The sequence below is a fragment of the Hoylesella timonensis 4401737 = DSM 22865 = JCM 15640 genome, assembly GCF_000455445.1.
GTDB classification, from domain to species: domain Bacteria; phylum Bacteroidota; class Bacteroidia; order Bacteroidales; family Bacteroidaceae; genus Prevotella; species Prevotella timonensis.
In genome coordinates this window covers 18,059-36,609 of sequence record NZ_HG417100.1, presented here as the reverse complement: position 1 = coordinate 36,609, position 18,551 = coordinate 18,059, and the positions used below count along the sequence as shown (strand labels likewise).

The 18,551-nt window shown below is 44.1% G+C and carries 19 protein-coding genes and 2 pseudogenes; 14 read left to right on the top strand and 7 right to left on the bottom strand.

The genetic code is table 11. From position 1 onward, the window contains the following. The first annotated feature begins 226 nt into the window (after nucleotides 1-226). The 7 genes from BN35_RS10850 (at nucleotide 227) to BN35_RS10820 (ending at nucleotide 5,890) form a co-directional block, all read left to right on the top strand. Nucleotides 227-1,279, top strand: coding sequence for a glycosyltransferase (locus BN35_RS10850; RefSeq protein ID WP_025072656.1), 1,053 nt, complete (start codon nucleotides 227-229; stop codon nucleotides 1,277-1,279). A gap of 56 nt (nucleotides 1,280-1,335) precedes the next feature. Next, nucleotides 1,336-2,115: a RadC family protein gene (radC, locus tag BN35_RS10845; protein ID WP_257009523.1), complete on the top strand. Its 780-nt coding sequence runs from the start codon at nucleotides 1,336-1,338 to the stop codon at nucleotides 2,113-2,115. A 67-nt stretch (nucleotides 2,116-2,182) separates the two neighbouring features. After that, nucleotides 2,183-2,365, top strand: coding sequence for a hypothetical protein (locus tag BN35_RS10840; protein WP_036909201.1), 183 nt, complete (start codon nucleotides 2,183-2,185; stop codon nucleotides 2,363-2,365). A 218-nt stretch (nucleotides 2,366-2,583) separates the two neighbouring features. After that, entirely contained in the window at nucleotides 2,584-3,366 is a 783-nt protein-coding gene (locus BN35_RS10835) for a ZIP family metal transporter (RefSeq protein WP_025072658.1), read from the top strand. 122 nt (nucleotides 3,367-3,488) lie between these two features. After that, a complete protein-coding gene (locus BN35_RS10830; RefSeq protein ID WP_025072659.1) occupies nucleotides 3,489-3,809 on the top strand; it encodes a metal-sulfur cluster assembly factor in 321 nt (106 codons plus the stop codon). 40 nt (nucleotides 3,810-3,849) lie between these two features. Further along, a complete protein-coding gene (locus BN35_RS10825; RefSeq protein ID WP_025072660.1) occupies nucleotides 3,850-4,614 on the top strand; it encodes a UDP-2,3-diacylglucosamine diphosphatase in 765 nt (254 codons plus the stop codon). A gap of 49 nt (nucleotides 4,615-4,663) precedes the next feature. Further along, nucleotides 4,664-5,890: an anaerobic sulfatase-maturation protein gene (locus BN35_RS10820; RefSeq protein ID WP_025072661.1), complete on the top strand. Its 1,227-nt coding sequence runs from the start codon at nucleotides 4,664-4,666 to the stop codon at nucleotides 5,888-5,890. A 101-nt stretch (nucleotides 5,891-5,991) separates the two neighbouring features. On the opposite strand, the gene BN35_RS10815 is transcribed toward BN35_RS10820, so the two are convergent. Further along, on the bottom strand, nucleotides 5,992-6,948 hold the full coding sequence (locus tag BN35_RS10815; RefSeq protein WP_025072662.1) for an NAD-dependent epimerase/dehydratase family protein: 957 nt from the start codon (nucleotides 6,946-6,948) through the stop codon (nucleotides 5,992-5,994). A gap of 194 nt (nucleotides 6,949-7,142) precedes the next feature. On the opposite strand from BN35_RS10815, the gene kbl reads away from it, so the two are divergent. Beyond that, nucleotides 7,143-8,330 (top strand): glycine C-acetyltransferase, encoded by a 1,188-nt coding sequence (gene kbl, locus BN35_RS10810; RefSeq protein WP_025072663.1) that lies wholly within the window; start codon nucleotides 7,143-7,145, stop codon nucleotides 8,328-8,330. Between the two features lie 79 nt (nucleotides 8,331-8,409). Here the strand turns inward: kbl and BN35_RS10805 are convergent, their stop codons facing one another. The 4 genes from BN35_RS10805 to argR all read right to left on the bottom strand — a co-directional run bounded on the left by BN35_RS10805 (nucleotide 8,410) and on the right by argR (nucleotide 11,702). Then, nucleotides 8,410-10,074: an AMP-binding protein gene (locus BN35_RS10805; protein ID WP_025072664.1), complete on the bottom strand. Its 1,665-nt coding sequence runs from the start codon at nucleotides 10,072-10,074 to the stop codon at nucleotides 8,410-8,412. Nucleotides 10,075-10,087: 13 nt separating this feature from the next. Further along, on the bottom strand, nucleotides 10,088-10,642 hold the full coding sequence (locus tag BN35_RS10800; RefSeq protein ID WP_025072665.1) for a helix-turn-helix domain-containing protein: 555 nt from the start codon (nucleotides 10,640-10,642) through the stop codon (nucleotides 10,088-10,090). Between the two features lie 292 nt (nucleotides 10,643-10,934). Continuing rightward, the gene (locus BN35_RS10795) at nucleotides 10,935-11,114 is read right to left on the bottom strand and encodes a PspC domain-containing protein (RefSeq protein ID WP_028901074.1); all 180 of its coding nucleotides are present in this window, start codon (nucleotides 11,112-11,114) and stop codon (nucleotides 10,935-10,937) included. A gap of 114 nt (nucleotides 11,115-11,228) precedes the next feature. Beyond that, a complete protein-coding gene (argR, locus tag BN35_RS10790) occupies nucleotides 11,229-11,702 on the bottom strand; it encodes an arginine repressor (protein WP_025072666.1) in 474 nt (157 codons plus the stop codon). 328 nt (nucleotides 11,703-12,030) lie between these two features. Between argR and BN35_RS10785 the strand changes: the two genes are divergently transcribed. Genes BN35_RS10785 through BN35_RS10775 form a run of 3 tightly spaced genes read left to right on the top strand, consistent with a single transcriptional unit; the run spans nucleotide 12,031 to nucleotide 13,906 of the window. Beyond that, entirely contained in the window at nucleotides 12,031-13,236 is a 1,206-nt protein-coding gene (locus tag BN35_RS10785) for an alpha/beta hydrolase family protein (RefSeq protein WP_025072667.1), read from the top strand. Between the two features lie 2 nt (nucleotides 13,237-13,238). Next, nucleotides 13,239-13,607: a thioesterase family protein gene (locus BN35_RS10780; RefSeq protein ID WP_025072668.1), complete on the top strand. Its 369-nt coding sequence runs from the start codon at nucleotides 13,239-13,241 to the stop codon at nucleotides 13,605-13,607. A gap of 29 nt (nucleotides 13,608-13,636) precedes the next feature. After that, a complete protein-coding gene (locus BN35_RS10775) occupies nucleotides 13,637-13,906 on the top strand; it encodes an RHS repeat domain-containing protein (RefSeq protein ID WP_234396750.1) in 270 nt (89 codons plus the stop codon). A gap of 145 nt (nucleotides 13,907-14,051) precedes the next feature. Here BN35_RS10775 and BN35_RS13265 read toward each other — a convergent pair. Next, nucleotides 14,052-14,225 (bottom strand): annotated as a pseudogene (locus BN35_RS13265) (IS1380 family transposase); the annotation flags it as partial. 393 nt (nucleotides 14,226-14,618) lie between these two features. Between BN35_RS13265 and BN35_RS10770 the strand changes: the two are divergent. The 3 genes from BN35_RS10770 (at nucleotide 14,619) to BN35_RS10765 (ending at nucleotide 18,057) form a co-directional block, all read left to right on the top strand. Beyond that, nucleotides 14,619-15,227 (top strand): GLPGLI family protein, encoded by a 609-nt coding sequence (locus BN35_RS10770; protein WP_248616669.1) that lies wholly within the window; start codon nucleotides 14,619-14,621, stop codon nucleotides 15,225-15,227. A 129-nt stretch (nucleotides 15,228-15,356) separates the two neighbouring features. Beyond that, complete coding sequence (locus tag BN35_RS14210) at nucleotides 15,357-15,488, top strand: hypothetical protein (RefSeq protein WP_257009521.1); 132 nt, start codon at nucleotides 15,357-15,359, stop codon at nucleotides 15,486-15,488. After that, a complete protein-coding gene (locus BN35_RS10765) occupies nucleotides 15,481-18,057 on the top strand; it encodes a TonB-dependent receptor (protein WP_036893425.1) in 2,577 nt (858 codons plus the stop codon). Before BN35_RS14210 ends, BN35_RS10765 begins: the two co-directional genes overlap by 8 nt. A gap of 302 nt (nucleotides 18,058-18,359) precedes the next feature. Here BN35_RS10765 and BN35_RS14370 read toward each other — a convergent pair. Next, a pseudogene (locus BN35_RS14370) lies at nucleotides 18,360-18,491 on the bottom strand (IS1380 family transposase); the annotation flags it as partial. Between the last annotated feature and the right edge of the window lie 60 nt (nucleotides 18,492-18,551).

The following is an 18,551-nucleotide window of genomic DNA, read 5'->3' as shown; positions in this document are numbered from 1 at the left end:
CATATACAAGTCTCTCTTTATAGAGGGGAAGAATGAGAGGTTACTGCATCGGAATGGGTGTTGTAACCTCTTTTACTTTAAAGTTGATGACGAGTCTGCCGTTCGCAGTGCGCTGCATCGAAATCCGTACTGCGTTGCATCGAAATCCATATTACACTGCATCGAAACCATCAACTTGTCAACTCGTCAACTTGTCAACTAAAAAACTCGTCAACTATCTAAATTTATGAAATACAGTGTTATCGTTCCTGTTTATAATCGTCCAGACGAAGTAGATGAATTGCTGGAGAGTCTTTGTAAGCAAGCGTTTACGGACTTTGAAGTCTTGATTATTGAAGACGGCTCTACTTGCCCCTGCGAAGAAGTATGTAAAAAATACGAGTCATTTTTGGACATCAAGTATTTACTGAAGTCAAACAGTGGTCCGGGACAGACTCGCAACTACGGTGCAGAACGAGCTTCGGGCGACTATCTCATCATCTTGGACAGTGATGTGGTGGTGCCTCACGATTATTTCGTTGAGATAGAAAAAGAATTGGCAACCTCGCCTGCAGATGCCTTTGGTGGTCCTGACCGTGCGCATGCTTCGTTTACGGACACCCAGAAAGCCATTTCTTATGCCATGACTTCTTTCTTTACCACAGGTGGTATTCGTGGTGGTAAGAAACGCTTGGATAAATTCTACCCAAGGTCGTATAATATGGGAATTCGGCGAGAGGCTTTCCAACAATTGGGTGGATTTAGTAAGATGCGTTTTGGAGAGGATATTGATTTTTCTATTCGTATCTTCAAGGCAGGCTACACGTGTAGGTTGTTCCCCCATGCTTGGGTGTGGCATAAGCGTCGTACCGACTTTAAGAAGTTCTTCCGCCAAGTGTATAACAGTGGCATTGCGCGCGTCAATCTGTACAAGCGTCATCCGAAGAGCTTAAAATTGGTGCATTTGCTTCCAACTGTGTTTACCTTAGGGGTAATTTTCCTGTGTTTCTTGATGATATTTGGCTTGATTTTGTGGTCAAAACCAAGCAGTGTTGCCGAAGAACCAAACATGGGACTCATTTTGTTCATGACAGGTCTCTTACCGCTGGTCTTGTATTGCGGAGCCATTGTGATAGATTCGTGGACAAAGAATGAGAGCCTTAAAATTGGTTTACTCAGTGTCCGTGCTGCTTTTATACAACTGTTTGGTTATGGTTTAGGCTTTATGAGTGCTTGGTATCAACGGTGTATGCGTGGACGCGACGAGTTTCATGCTTTTGATAAAACCTTTTATAAATAAAGCTTTGCCGTTTCAGGCGAAGCAAGGATGCCAAATAGCATCAATCATTTCATGCCATGACAGTGCAACGGAAACATAACGCCACAGAGAAGGTTGGCTCTTCGTCCTCGCAAGATAAGCGGGAGGAGGAAGTCACACCGCCTATCTCTGAACGTCTCTCCATAGTTCATTGGGCAGAAGCCGACCGCCCACGTGAAAAGATGGAACGATTAGGGGCGAGTGCCCTGTCGCCTGCCGAACTGTTGGCTATCTTGATAGGCTCTGGTTCGGTAGATGAAAGTGCTGTGGATTTGATGAAACGTTTGTTGAACGACTGCAACAATAATCTCAATACATTAGGAAAGCAAACCCTTCAAGAACTTACACATTATAAAGGAATAGGACCTGCGAAAGCCATTACCATTCTTGCCGCATGTGAGTTGGGTAAGCGACGTGCCATGGAGAAAGCCGAAGAGCGTGCAGACTTAAGTTCGGCGTTGGCGATTTACGAGTATATGCACCCACGCATGCAAGACTTGGATGTGGAAGAGGCTTGGATATTACTGATGAACCAGCGTTACAAGCTCATCAAAGCGATGCGCATCAGTCATGGCGGAATAAGTGAGACCGCTGTGGATGTGCGAGTGATTATGCGCGAGGCGGTGTTGAGCAATGCCACGGTGTTGGCACTTTGCCACAATCATCCCAGCAATCAAGCCTTTCCCAGTACCGAAGACGACCGACTCACGAAGCGTGTTCAAGAAGCCTCGCAATTGATGCGCATCTACTTTCTCGATCATATCATTGTCACCGACCGTCGTTATTACAGTTATCGAGAGGAAGGCAGAGTGTTATAGAGAGAGGAATGCAGTGCGGAGAAAGGCACGCCAGTGATGATGGTTTTTATAATAAATGAATAGAAGTATGAAGAAATATCTTTTTTTATTTGTGCTCTTGGTAGCTATTTGCTGGCTGTGTAATTTGGTGTATTATTTCTTCTTCCAGTCAGACCAGCTCACCCTTGCTCATATCATGACCTGGGAAAGTTTCGTCTTTGCGCTACTCGCAACGGGAGCTATTTATTTCGTCAATGGAGGTAAAAAATAGCGTTCGTTGAGTTTGTGACAGTTTTATGTATTTTAAGAGAATAAACTTTTAATCTTCTTTTTTTCAATAATTCTTATTATTTGATAGAAAGAAAAAGCACTTTCTTAGTTCTACTGGCTTATAAATCATAGTTTTTATGTAAATTTGTAACCAGCTTCAGCAAGTATTCATCAAAAACGGAACATGCTGCTGTTCTTCTCATATCAATATAAGAAATCATGAATAGTGATATACTTTTAATTTTATCAATGCCACTCGCTGGAACTGTATTAGGTTCAGCATTTGTCTTTTTTATGAAAGAACAAATGTCACAGTTATTGCAAAAAGCCTTGTTAGGCTTTGCTTCGGGCGTGATGGTGGCAGCTTCTATATGGTCGCTCATTATACCGAGTATGGAGCAGTGGGCAGACATGGGCAAATGGCAAGTGTTCCCTGCTGTCATCGGCTTTGCTATTGGTATAGCTTTTTTGTTGCTATTGGATCATATTACGCCTCACTTGCATTTGGGGAGTGTTAAACCAGAAGGACCTCGCTCTCGATTAAGTCGTACGGCCATGCTCATATTAGCAGTGACTATACACAATTTTCCTGAAGGAATGGCTGTCGGTGTAGTCGTAGCAGGCGTGTTACAAGGGGATATGGGTATATCTGTTGCAGCAGCGATGACACTTTCATTGGGTATTGCCATACAGAACATTCCCGAAGGAGCTATCATCTCAATGCCGCTAAAAGCAGAAGGAAAAAGTAAACGGTACTCGTTTGTAATGGGCAGTTTGAGTGGAGTAGTAGAACCAGTAGGTTCTGCTTTGGTTATCTTATTGGCAGCCTTGCTTACCCCTACGCTTCCGTTTATGCTGTCGTTTGCCGCTGGTGCTATGTTTTACGTTGTGATAGAGGAACTGATTCCTGAAGCGTCCCAAGGCGAGCATAGCGATTGGAGTACCATTGGTTTTGCGATTGGATTCTTGCTGATGATGACGCTTGATGTTGTGTTAGGCTAAAAAGATTTTTACTTAGTATCCAATGATTACCGTTAATCATATAAAACTTTGTATCTTCTTTTCCCCTTGGCTTTTAGAGTGATTGATATTCGTGTTGCAAGCAAAAAAACTTATCAGATATGATGACTTTACAAGAAAAAACAAACATTGAAGAAAAAATAGTAGATGTACTCAAAACGGTGTACGATCCTGAAATACCAGTCAATATTTTTGATTTGGGAATGATTTATAAAATAGACGTGAAGGACAACCATACGGTTGATTTAGATATGACCTTCACGGCTCCCAACTGTCCTGCTGCTGACTTCATCTTAGAGGATGTGCGCAGCAAAGTAGAGAGTCTGGATGGAATCACCGCTTGTGTAGTGAACTTAGTCTTTGAACCCGCTTGGGATCAAAGTATGATGAGTGAAGAGGCGAGAGTAGAGTTGGGATTCGATTAAGACTTGCGCTGTCACTGGTATGGATAAATAAAATCAGAGTATGAAAAATGTATATTTCCTTTCGGATGCTCACCTTGGCTCATGGGCGATAGACCATCGGCGCACACATGAGAGACGACTGGTGCGATTCTTAGATAGTATTAAGCATCGGGCTTCTGCTGTTTACCTCTTGGGTGACATGTTCGACTTCTGGAACGAGTATCGCTATGTTGTGCCAAAAGGTTATACACGGTTCTTAGGGAAAGTCAGCGAGTTGACCGACTTGGGCGTTGAAGTTCATTACTTTATAGGCAATCATGACATTTGGACCTATGGCTATCTGGAACAGGAGTGTGGGGTAATTCTGCATCGCAAACCTTTGACGACAGAAATTTACGGCAAGGTATTTTATTTAGCACATGGCGACGGATTGGGAGACCCTGATCATAAGTTTCAATTATTGCGGAAGGTGTTTCATAATTCTATCTGCCAACATCTTTTCAATGCCATTCATCCTCGCTGGGGAATGTGGTTAGGACAGACTTGGGCAAAGCACAGCCGCTTAAAAAGAAAAGAAGGCAAAGAACTGCCATACATGGGCGAGAGTCATGAATATTTAGTACAGTTTACCAAACAGTACATGCAGGCTCATGACAATGTGGATTATTATATTTACGGACATCGACATATAGAACTTGATTTGATGCTAAGTCATCAGGTGCGAATGTTCATCATCGGAGACTGGATAACACAGTTTACCTATGTTGTCTATGACGGCGAACATATCTTTATGGAGCAATATATAGAAGGAGAAAGCCAACCATAAACTAATAAAGCTAATTTATAGAACCAGCCTAAAATCAATGTCATTCTGAATGGAAATAGCTTCACCCTTTTCGCATCCCCTTTATGTGATGACCAAGCCCGTTGGTGCTTCGTGTAACTTGGCTTGTGAATATTGTTATTATTTGGAGAAATCGAAGCTTTATCAGGGTGACGTGCGGCATGTGATGAGCGATGAACTGTTGGAAAGGTTTGTCAAGCAATATATCGAAAGTCAGACGATGCAGCACATCATGTTTTGTTGGCATGGAGGAGAAACGCTGATGCGTCCGCTTTCGTTTTATGAAAAGGTGGTGAAGCTCCAATGGCAATATGGGCAAGGAAAACACATTGATAATACCATTCAGACGAATGGTACACTGATAGATGACCGATGGGCACGCTTTTTTCACAATCACGGGTGGTTAGTAGGCGTCTCAATAGACGGACCGCAAGAGTTTCATGATGAATATCGACGCAGTCGTACAGGGAAACCTTCATGGCATGAGGTGATGAGAGGCATTCGATGCCTTGAGAAATATGCGGTAGACTGGAATGCCATGGCTGTGGTGAACGATTTTAATGCAGATTATCCTTTGGAGTTCTATCGGTTTTTTAAGGACTTAGGCTGTCATTATATCCAGTTCACTCCCATTGTTGAGCGTATCTTACCTCATGGTGATGGGCGACACTTAGCGTCAATGGCTGACGGTGGCGAAGGGCAGTTGGCTGACTTCTCTGTGTCTCCAGAACAGTGGGGGCATTTTCTTTGTACCATTTTTGATGAGTGGGTGCGCAACGATGTGGGAAAAACTTTCATACAGATCTTTGATGTAACCCTTGCCAATTGGATGGGAGTGGATGGTTCGCTTTGCACCATGGCAAAGCAGTGCGGTCATGCGGGAGTAATGGAATACAATGGAGACGTGTATTCGTGCGACCACTTTGTATTCCCAGCTTATTTACTGGGGAATATCAAAGATAAAACTTTAACCGAAATGATGTACAGTGAACGCCAACGAGCATTCGGGCAAAATAAATATTTGTCGTTGCCACAGCAGTGTAAGCAGTGCACCTATCTCTTTGCGTGTTACGGGGAATGTCCGAAGAACAGGTTTTCTACCACGGAGCAAGGGGAGCCTGGGTTGAATTATTTGTGTAAGGGATATTATCAATTCTTCGAACATGTGGCTCCATACATGGATTTCATGAAAGGTGAACTTGAAGCCCATCGCCCTCCTGCGAATGTGATGGAGGCGATTAGGAGAGGAGATTTGTAGTATTTGTCTCGAAAATCTCGTCAATCATGAAAAACAAAAAGGGAGAAAGATTAAATCTTTTCTCCCTATCAATATCGTTCGTTGTCATCGAGTCGATGCGTCTAACATCCTAACTTGATGGTAAGCTTTTCTAACATGTCCTTTGTCATACTATCCAAATCGTAGGTTGGCTTCCACTGCCATTCGTTGCGGGCACAAGTATCGTCCATCATGTTAGGCCAGCTCTCTGCAATACTTTGTTTCAAGGGGTCTACCTGATATACCATTTCAAATTCGGGTTTGTATTTCTTAATAGCGGCATAAATCTCTTCTGGATCGAAACTCATGGATGCGATATTGAAAGCATTGCGATGAATGAGTTTGTCGGGATTAGCCTCCATAATCATCATGGCAGCCTTTAGCGCATCGGGCATGTAAATCATATCCATCTTTGTACCAGCCTGAATAGGACAGACAAACTGGTCGCCACGTACCGCATTATAATAAATGTCTACAGCATAATCGGTCGTGCCACCTCCGGGAGGAGTGACGTACGAGATAACGCCTGGAAATCTTACGGCACGAGTGTCTACACCATATTTATGAAAATAGTAATCGCTGAGCAATTCGGTGGTTACCTTAGATACGCCGTAGATCGTCTTGGGACGTTGAATGGTGTCCTGTGGCGTCATGTCGTGTGGCGTGGTAGGACCGAATGAGCCAATAGAGCTGGGCGTAAACACAGCACAATGGTTCTCACGAGCCACCTCTAAGATGTTCCACAAACCATCAATTCCTATCTTCCATGCCAACCGTGGCTTTGACTCGGCAACGACCGACAGCAATGCCGCCAAGTTATAAATGGTGTCGATGTGATAAGATTTCACTACTTCTGCGATTTGCTGAGGATTGGTTACATCAGCAATGGCGGAAGGACCGCTTTCTTTCAATTCGCCAGTAGGCTCAGCACCCGGAATATACCCAGCTACTACATTTTCGTTACCATAATTTTTACGTAATTCTCGGGTCAACTCCGAACCGATTTGTCCAGTTGAACCTATTACTAAAATGTTCTTCATTCTATTTGTTTTTGAGAGTTAGCTCTAAAAGATTCTGTTTGCAAAATAACAACTTTTTTTTGACAATGACACATGAAAGACTAAGAATTTGCATGCCCGCCGTCATTTTATTTTATAAAAAATAACACTTAACACGCTGTGGTCTCAAAAATATTGTCTTACTTTGTAAGTAGAATCATTTAAATCTAAATCTTATGTACGGTAAAATGAAAGAACATCTTAGCCAGAGCCTCGAAAAGCTAAGAGAAGCAGGACTTTATAAAGAGGAGAGAATCATTGAAAGTCCGCAGGATGCGGCAATCCAAGTAAAAGGAAAGGAAGTGTTGAACTTCTGTGCCAATAATTATTTAGGTCTCTCCAATCATCCACGACTCATCGAAGCGTCCAAGAAGATGATGGATCGTCGCGGTTTCGGCATGTCTTCAGTACGCTTTATCTGTGGTACACAAGACGCTCATAAAGAGTTGGAGGCAGCCATTTCTGATTATTTCAAAACCGACGATACCATTCTCTATGCGGCTTGTTTTGATGCCAACGGTGGTTTGTTTGGTGCGTTGCTCACCGATGAGGATGCCATTATATCCGACTCGTTGAACCATGCCTCCATTATCGACGGTGTACGTCTTTGCAAGGCGAAGCGTTATCGTTATGCCAATGCCAATATGGAGGAGCTGGAGAAGTGTTTGCAAGAAGCACAGGCACAGCGTTTCCGTATCATCTGCACCGATGGCGTATTCTCTATGGATGGCAATGTGGCACCGATAGATAAAATATGCGATTTGGCAGAAAAGTACGATGCACTGGTGATGGTAGACGAAAGTCACTCGGCAGGTGTCGTTGGTGCAACTGGACATGGTGTGAGTGAACTCATGCACACTTACGGTAGAGTAGACATCTATACAGGCACTTTAGGCAAGGCGTTTGGCGGTGCGCTTGGTGGATTTACGACAGGTCGAAAAGAGATTATCGAGATGCTGCGCCAAAGCAGTCGTCCTTATCTCTTCTCCAACTCGTTGGCACCTGGCATTATTGGCGCCAGTTTAGAGGTGTTCAAGATGTTGAAAGAAAGCAATAGCTTGCACGATCACTTGGTAGAGAATGTGGAATATTTCCGCGACAAGATGATGGAAGCTGGTTTTGACATCAAACCTACACAAAGTGCTATTTGTGCAGTGATGCTGTACGATGCACCTTTGTCGCAGAAGTATGCTGCCAAATTGCTCGAAGAGGGCATCTACGTGACTGGTTTCTACTACCCAGTAGTGCCCAAAGGCGAGGCTCGTATTCGTGTTCAGCTCTCTGCTGCTCATACGCGTGAACAATTGGATAAGTGTATTGCTGCATTTATCAAGATTGGTAAAGAATTAGGCGTATTGAAATAAGATGAATAGCATTTGCTATATTTAAGAAAAAACGCTGTGCAGAATTCTGTACAGCGTTTTTTGCAATATTGTTGGCAATCTATGATTGCTTTTGGTTATCTTTCTCTCTGATTTCCACTCGACGAATTTTTCCACTGATGGTCTTTGGCAGTTCGTCCACAAACTCGATGACACGGGGATATTTGTAGGGAGCCGTTTCGTGCTTCACGTGATTTTGCAACTCCTTGATGAGCGTGTCATCGGCTTTCGACTTCCATTCATCCGCCAATACCACAGTAGCTTTCACCACCATGCCACGAATGTCATCGGGTACGCCCGTGATAGCACACTCTACAACAGCAGGGTGGGTCATGAGTGCACTCTCTACCTCGAACGGACCGATGCGATAGCCTGAACTCTTAATGACATCGTCCGAGCGACCGACAAACCAGTAATAGCCGTCTTGATCGCGCCATGCCATATCTCCTGTATGGTAATAGCCATGGTGCCATATTTTTAGTGTTAGGTTTTGGTCACGGTAATAACCTTTGAACAAACCGATTGGTTTATTATTTCCGATATAGATACAGATTTCGCCCTTTTCGCCATCCTCGCATTGTGTGTCATCGCTTCTGAGTAGTTGTACGTCATATTGCGGATTGGGTTTTCCCATAGAGCCTGGCTTAGGTGTCTGCCATGGGAATGTTCCTAATGTCATGGTGGTCTCGGTTTGCCCAAAGCCTTCCATGAGTTGGATGCCTGTTAGTTGGAAAAACTTTTGGTACACAGCAGGGTTGAGGGCTTCGCCTGCGGTGGTACAATAGCGCAGGGCACTCAAGTCGTACTTGGAAAAGTCTTCTCGAATCATAAAGCGATAGACCGTTGGTGGTGCGCAAAACGAGGTGATATGGTATTTCTCCATTTGTCTCATGAGTGATGGTGCATTAAATTTCTCATGATCATAGACAAAAACAACCGCTCCTGCAAACCATTGTCCATAGAGCTTCCCCCAAACAGCTTTTCCCCATCCCGTGTCCGCCACTGTGAGATGGATGCTATCTTCTTGCAGATTGTGCCAGTAAACGCCCGTCGTGATGTGTCCCAAGGCATATAGAAAGTCGTGCGCCACCATCTTTGGTTCACCACTGGTACCACTGGTAAAATACATCAGCATGGTGTCTTCGTTAGAGTTCACGTATTTGGGACGAACAAATGGAGGTGCTTGTTTCCATTCTTTCTCCCAGTTGTGGAATTCTGGATGTACGGTTTCTCCAATGCTAATCACCGTTTCAACGGTTGGACTCTTGGGTAAGGCTGCTCGAATTTGCTCAATAATATAGGTATCGTCTGCACAGACAATGGCTTTGACACTGGCTCGCTGATTGCGATAGATGATGTCGTGCGTGGTTAGCATGTGGGTGGCAGGGATGGCTACCGCTCCTAATTTATGCAAGCCCAGCATGGCGAGCCACCATTGGTAATGACGCTTCAAGATGAGCATTACTTTGTCGCCATGCCCAATGCCCAGACTCTGAAAATAAGCAGCGGTCTGGTCTGTTTGTTCTTTTAAGTCCTGAAACGTAAATCTTAACTCTGCGCCCTGCTCATTGGTCCATAGCAATGCTAACTTATCTGGTCTTTCTTCTGCCCATACGTCCATGACGTCATAAGCAAAATTAAAATTCTCGGGTACCTTAAAGTGCAAATTCGCCTTGAAATCTTCCTCTGAAGTAAACGAAGTTTGCGTTAAAAATCTTTCTACCATGAACTTATGTGTTTTAGATAACGATACACAAAAAACGACAAGGCTCGTCATTGACAGCTCGCATGCAGTGCATCTTCGAGGAATCAAAATAGATGCTGTCACCCGGTTGTAGTACCAGAACCTTGTCTTCTATTGTAATCTCCAAGGTTCCTTCAATGATGATGTCAAACTCTTGACCCTTGTGTGTATTCTTATTATATTTCTCATTATCTGGCAACGGGTCTACTTGAACTAAAAACGGGTCTACTTTCCTACCCCTAAAGCCACTCGCCAAACTTTGAAATTTGTATTCTTGATGTCTGTCAACGGTCAGTCCTTGCCCCTTACGGGTAATGAAATAAGAGCTCATGCGAGGCTCCTCACCAAACAGCAACACATCGAGCGCAATGCCATAGTGCTTGGATATTCGCGTTAACCGGTAGAGTGAAGGGTCGGCTTCTCCCGCCTCAATCTTTTTGTAATGCTCTGTCGAGATGTTACACAGTTGCGCAATCTCTTCGGCTGGGATGTTCAAGACCTCTCGCAGTCCTTTCAGTCGCTGTCCTATTTGTTTTATTGACTCTTCCATGCGTTGTTATATTAATAATGTGTGGTATTCAGGAAATTCCTGATAGCCGTTCAAAAGTATAAAAACCTTTTGGAATAGAATTTACCTTTTTGTTATGTAGTGCTAACAATTGTTGATAAATAATAAAAAATGCACAGACTCTTATTGCCTGTGCATAAAATATGCGATATCGAGAGAAATGGTAGTATTCATTTCTTAGCCTTTACCAAATCAGGCGGACATACTCTCCCCTTCACACCGACGCAGCGTGCATGCCGAGTCGATATGTTTGGAAAGGGTTGGCAATGCCATGTTATTTCTTAGGAAGAATCATCCACAAAAGAATGTAGAGAATCACTCCGCTAAAGGCGGTGAATAAGGTGATAACGGCATAAAGCGCACGAACTAATGTTTTGTCTAAATCAAAATATTCGGCTATTCCGCCACATACGCCACCAATCTTTTTGTCATTTGACAATGTCAGTTTTTTCATTTTTCTTTTCCTTTCTTTTAGTGAGTGTTTAGAAGTGTATCGTGTTGCCACCTATGTAGTCTGTGCTTCCCTGTTTTGGGGTAAGGAATGCACAAAATGTTTGGCTGCGATGACTTATATCTTGAAGACTAACTCGTGGAGCAAGTCAATGATTTCAAATTCTTGGACTCCTTCTTTCACCACAATCATTATGGTGTCGTCGCCAGCTATGGTTCCTAATATCTCGGGTATGTCACTGTTGTCAATGTTGTAAGCGATACTGCTGGCGTAGCCTGGGCGTGTTTTGATGACTCCAATATTCCCAGAAAACTGGATGGACAGAAACCCAGGTGTCAACATCATTTCGCGAGCGGGAAGAGGCTTCTGTACCCTTCGGTACATCGTTTCATTGGGGAGTACATATACGTATCTGCCGTTCATGCTGGCGGCTTTTGCCACTTTCAGCTGTTTGAGGTCGCGACTCAATGTCGCTTGTGTAACAATAAATCCTTCTGCCTCCAAGGCTTCCAACAATTCTTTCTGACTTCCTATTTCTTGGCTCGATATGAGTAGCTTAATTGCTTCAAGTCTGTCGTTCTTAAATCTCATTCACTGTAACTTTATACGTTTCTATTCACAAAATTAAAAATATCTGCATAATAGGCAAGTAATTTATCGCTAAAAAAGCTTTATTTCGACAATTATTAACAAAAACGCTTGATAATTTTGTCGTTTCCAATGCTGTCATTGCATAGATATGTTGATATCATATGCTCTCCTTCTTGCTTTATCCATTATTTGAGCCAACAGGACTGGCGTACTGTTTGGAAGTATTCAGGCGATTGGAGGTCTTTTGAAAAGAAACAAGTATTTTAGAACGTTGCGCATTGCATTGTAAAAAAAGTAGTATCTTTGTCAAACAACAAATCATGAAACGATGAAATTGGTTCAACTAAATACAAAATGGAGCCTTTGTCTGATAGGGTTCTGTTGTTTCAGTCTCCACCTGTTTGGACAGTCAAAGCGTGCCATGCGTGAACGTGCGATGGCTAAGCCCGAAGTGGCACTGGTGGGAGAGCGATTGAAGAAAGATTGGGTAAAGCTCACCAAGGCACGGTTAGGACTTTATTACCGTCAGCGTACGCTGACCCATAATGGCGTTACAATGTCCTTGTGGTGGGTGACCTACGGTGAAAAACCTGCCGATGGTTATAGCTTGTTTATCTCACTGCATGGGGGCGGTGGAACGACTCAAGAGACGAACAACCAGCAGTGGGAGAACCAAAAGTATCTTTACCGTCCACAACAGGCGGTATATGTCGCACCTCGTGCGCCATGGAATTTATGGGATATGTGGTGTCACGAAGGCATCGACCCACTCTACGAACAACTTATTCAGATGTGTGTGGCTTTCGAGGGCGTCAATCCTGACAAGGTGTATCTTATGGGCTATTCGGCTGGTGGCGATGGCGTGTGGCGCATGGCTCCACGCATGGCAGACTCGTGGGCAGCAGCTTCTATGATGGCAGGACATCCGGGCGATGTGTCATTGCTGAATCTGCGCAACACGCCTTTCATGATTTGGTGTGGTGAGCACGATGCTGCCTACAATCGTAGTACGTTGGCAGCACAGCGAGGACTACAAATGGACTCACTGCAGCAGCACGACCCTTTGGGATACGTTCATCAAACACATATTATAAAAGGTGTGGGGCATTGGATGAATCGGGTTGATTCGGCTGCCGTGCCATGGATGGCAAAGTTTAGACGCAATCCGTATCCAAAGAAGATTGTCTGGCAACAAGCCGAAGTGGTGAAACCTTACTTCTATTGGTTGGGCGTGCCACCAGCAGAATTGGCACCGGGTAAAATGCTCAGGGCTTATATCCAAGGAAATTGTGTCCACATCACGCAGTGTGATTACACAACGCTTACGCTTTATCTCAATGACGAGTTGGTCGATTTGGATAAGTTCGTCACTGTTAAATACGGCAAGCGAGTGTTGTTCAAAGGACGTCTGAAACGCAAGGAATCCACGATGCGACAGACACTTTTTGAGCGCAATGACTGGAGTTATATGTTTCCTACCAGTGTCACTGTGACCATGAAACCGAAAAAAGTAAATCTTAAATCGAAAGAATGATGATGTTAAAAGAAGGATTATCGCATACCAGTGTTTTAACCGTTACCGAAGCTTATACAGCGCAAGCCTTGGGCTCTGGCGACCTTCCCGTGTTGGGTACACCTGCCATGTTGGCACTTATGGAGAACGCTGCCATGTTGGCTGTGGCAAACGAATTGGATGAGGGGCAAACCACAGTGGGCGGTTATCTCGGAGCATCACATGTCAAGCCCAGCAAGCTCGGTGCAACCGTAGAGGCTACAGCAACCTTGACAAAGGTCGACCGCCGCAAGCTCTCATTCCATGTTGTCGCAAAGGAGAATGGCGAGGTGATTGGCGAGGGCGAGCATCTTCGCTTTATCGTTGACAGGCAACGCTTCATGCAGGGATGAAGCGCAGTGCTTTCGCCAGAATAAAAAGGATGAAGCTCTTTTGTAGCTCACTTTTTATAATAGGTGGCTGGCTCTTAGTTGACCAGATACGCCACTATGATGCTGTGTTGGGAAGATGGATGTGTGTGGATCCGTTAGCAGAGAAATATCTAAATATTGGAAACTATGTGTATTGTGTAGGGAATCCTGTAAAGTTGATAGATACAGATGGAAAAGAGATCTTCTTGCCTGGAAACAAAAAAGCTCAAGATGCATATGTCAAGATGTTATATACCTCAAATCCGCAACTAAGCCCTTGAACGTCCTTATTGCGTTTACACGTCCTCTCATTACTGAATTTGCAGATAATTTGAACTTGAAGCACCCACTTCTGCCTACAATATCCCCTTAACCCACAATGTGACTTGAGGCAATACGCTATATCATTTCCATAAGTTGAAGGCATTATCCAAAATCAGTCTGGAAAACATCTGCGTAAGCATTATTACAGGTATAGATATTCAGCACATACCGCCTTGATGTCCTGATCCACTTGGCTGGTACAGAGATAAACCTGAAGACAAACGCTTTTATGCGACTTGTTGCATTGAGTCCGAACTTCTTTACGTCAAGTCTTTGTGGAGTCAAATTGCTCCATGATTGAAAATAATCCCCCAAAAGGAGTGAGTCTCTCAGATTTAATTTGTATCTTCGCCATGCCTATCGTCGGATTCTCTTGTTTTTTTTGCAACACTAAGATAAGTGAAAATTCTGACATGGCAAAATCCTGAGCAACTTTTTGTTGCTTAGGTACTTAAAAGGTTTAATTTATAATCGTTTTGCGGAATTAAGGGTGAACTAAAATAACTAGCGTATGGAGACAATAGCAAACAGATTGAACAAATAAACCTTGTACTTTGTGACGAATAATTTAATTTAGAGAGTGTCGGACCTTCTTTTGGAGTGTCCAACATTCTCTTTGCCGAAGATAATTATGAATAAATTTATATTACTTATTTTATTATTTTAATTATGAATAAATATATATTACTTATTTTATTATTTTTTTCGATTATCGATACTACAGAAGCTCAAACCATTGACTTCTCTCAGCTGAAGAATCCGCCTAAGAGCGATACGATAGCAAAGAAGATATTGGAGACGGCGCAGTATGTGGTGACCTATGACTACAAGTACGCCAAAGATGCAGCCTATCCCGACACGAAAAGGGAGGGACTGACTGTGTTGCAAGTTGGCGAGAGATATAATCGCTTTTGCGACTATTACGAACTTCAGTTTGACTCGCTGATTGACGTGACGGCAAAGGAGAAGCTTCCGATAATCCAGACGGGTCCGATGATGCTAAGCGTTATGAAAAAGGAACAATTCCGGGAAAGCATCATCATCGACAAGCAAAAAGACAAGGAGACGATACAGCGCACGGCTGGACTGAAGCAAAAGTACCAATACAGCGAGGACTGCCCAAAGCTGGAATGGGAATTGCTCGAAGGCGACTCAACCATAGCGGGATATAAATGCAACAAGGCGAAAACAACGCTCTTCGGAAGGACATACACGGCTTGGTATGCGCCAGAAGTAAATATGTCTTATGGCCCTTACAAGTTCAACGGACTGCCGTGACTGATATTCAAGGTCGTTGATACCCAAGACAACTTTATCTTCACACTGGTAGGACTGGAAAAGGCGACCACTTCAACACCTATTTATTTTTGGACAAAGAGCGACATAATAAAGACTAGCCGCGAAAAGGTGAGGAAAATCTACAAGAACTACTGTGCCGACCCCGTAGGAGCACTCACTTCCGACGGAACTATCAAGGTGGATGCTGAGACGAGAGCTAGCGTAAACTCCAAACCTTATAATCCCATAGAACTTGAATAGCAGCATCAGTAGAGCCTTCGCCATCATTCTCTTTTTTGCCATTGGCTTTGCGACAGCCATTGCGCAGACGGGCAAACTGGAGTTTGTGGTGAAAGATTCGACAACACAGAAACCACTTGTCAGCGTGACGTGTCGAGTATATTCGTCGCAGGGCAAGAAGTACCGCTATGCCATTTCCGGCAATGGCGGCAGGCTATCCGTAGCCTCTGCCCAAAACGACATGTTGGAGTTCTCTCTCATGGGTTATGCGAAGAAAAAGCTAAGTGCGAGCAGATGCAGTCAGTCGGGCATCAACACAATATTGTTGCAGCAAACGGAGACGCAAATAAAGGAAGTCGTAGTCAAAGTGCCGCCAATAAGGGCGAAGAGCGATACGCTGGTGTACAATGTCAGTTCGTTTGCAAAGGATGGTGACCGCCACCTTGAAGACGTGTTGAAGAAGTTGCCTGGAGTGAAGGTGTCGAGCGACGGGGCGGTTTCGGTGCAAGGAAAGGCTATCAACAAGTTCTATATTGAGGGACTTGACTTGATGGGCAGCAGCTACAACCAAGCCACTCGCAACATGCCGATAGAGGCTGTGAAGAGTGTGGAGGTGATAGAGAACCACCAACCCGTTAAGATGCTTGAAGGCAGGCAGATATCCGACCGCGCCGCACTGAACATAAAGATAGACAATAAGCACAAGTCAAGGCTCTTCGGCGAGATACAGGCAGGGGCAGGCATCAATCCCGACAGGTGGGATAACAATCTCTTTCTCACCCAGATAATGGATGGCAGTCAACTGCTTATATCGGGAAAGATGAACAACACGGGAACGGACATCTCGACAGATACGAAAGAGCATATCGACATGACGGACATTGATGCCTACGAGCCACAGATGCTAAAGGCTCTCTCAACCGAAATGGTGGAGGAATCATTGCCGCAGGAGAGGTATCTCCTCAACAAGTCGTATTCGGCAGGATTGAACTGGCTGAAGAAGTTGACCGACAATTCCACATTCCGTTGCAACATCGTCTATTATGGCGACCATTCAACGAGCAGCAATGAGATAAGCAACACTTACGGCGGCGACTATCCACTAACTATCAGCGAGAGCAAATCCTACAAGAGAAAAACCTTTGCGCTGATGCCAATCATGAAATATGAGTTGAACTCAAAGGAAATATTCTTGTCGGACGAGCTGCGCTATTCCATCAATCGCTCAACACTTTCGTCGTTGATCGGCAGTCGAGGTGCATCCATTGCCGAACGCACATATAGCCGTCCCGCTTACCTGCAAAACTACTTGAACTCATTGTTCCAGTTGGGCAGACTGGTATTGCGTGCGAAAACACTTTTCCGCTATTACGACCGAAAGGAATCTTTGGACAACAGTAGCGACTCCTTCGCAATATACAATCTCCGCGAGTCGCTCGTCTCAAAGTCCATGATGATAAAGAACCTCCTGTCGACGAATGTTCCTCTCTTCAACAACTATCTCGACATAGATGCAAAGGTTTATTATCGCGATAACAGCTACGAGATTGTTTCCAACATGCACCGCAAGCAGCTCAAGCTATCCGTTCTCCCAAGTTATTATCTGAGGTTTAGCGACAAGGGCGGCATATCCTTGGCTCTGCCCATCGAATATTCCCACGTAAGCATTAGTGGCAACGACTTTGTCGGCAAGTCTCGCTCTTATTGGTGGATGTCGTCAACTGCCACCCTGCGCCACAAGTTTTCCAACAGTTTCAGCGCAACGATGTCAGCTTCGCTTACCCCTAGCGACAATGCCTTACCATACTATTCTCCATGTCAATACTTTACTGGTTATCGATCAATAGTCATTCCGAGCAACAACATTTACAGGAATGTCAATAGTCGGGCATCGCTGTCGCTAAGATATCGAGACTTGGTCAACATGTTTTTCGCCAATCTCACAGTTCTATATACCCACGAGAAAGCGGAAGCCTACAACAACTACGAATATACATCCGACTACAACGTGATAACCGAAGTCGAGGGCACGAACAATCGCCACTCATTTATGGCTATATTGTCAGCCGACAAGTCATTCACTGACATCGGATTGTCGCTGAAGACGGAATTCTCATACTCCCAAAACAGTTATATGCTTTCGCAATCGCAACAGACAACGACCAACCATTCCAACATATTTTCCGTTCACGTTGAGTCGATATATCAGAAACTGAAATGGTTGCGAATTACAGTCGATGCCACAGGCAATGCCTATTGGGAGCGAAACGACATCAGCAATTCCAGCACCCTAAAGTCACTCGTCGCCAATGCCTCCCTCTCGCTATTTCCAATAAAGAGCGTTGAGATAAAGGCAAAAATGCAGAGCATCACCAACGAGATTGCCACCGAAGATTATAAATCAAGCACCTTCATCGACGGCTCCGTCCGCTACACCATCAACAAGTCGTGGGCTATTGCAGGAAGCTTCGCCAATGTGCTCAACTCGAAGTCGTATGTCGTAGCCCCAAACGCCGGCATCAACACCTATCGCTCCGTATTGCCGTTGCGAGGTCGAGAGTTTATGGTGCATTTGTTTGTTAGCATATAAAACTCATCATTCATCTCTTTCAAAATATATCCTATAAAAACAGGGGAAAGAAACAGTGGGACAGGTTCCTGTTTCAGATAAAATGGAATACGTAATATCGAGTTAATGGCAAGGCAATCCAGACAACCTTCAGGAACGGGGATATATCAAGTGATGATGCGTGGTATAAATCATCAAAACATTTGTTATTCCCCTCAAATCCGCAACTAAGCCCTTGAACGTCCTTATTGCGTTTACACGTCCTCTCATTACTTACTGAATTTGCAGATAATTTGAACTTGAAGCACCCACTTCTGCCTACAATATCCCCTTACCCCACAATGTGACTTGAGGCAATACACAATAGATGATAATGTGGAGTCAAATTGCTCCATGATTGAAAATAATCCCCCAAAAGGAGTGAGTCTCTCAGATTTAATTTGTATCTTCGCCATGTCTATCGTCGGATTCTCTTGTTTTTTTGCAACACTACGATAAGTGAAAATTCTGACATG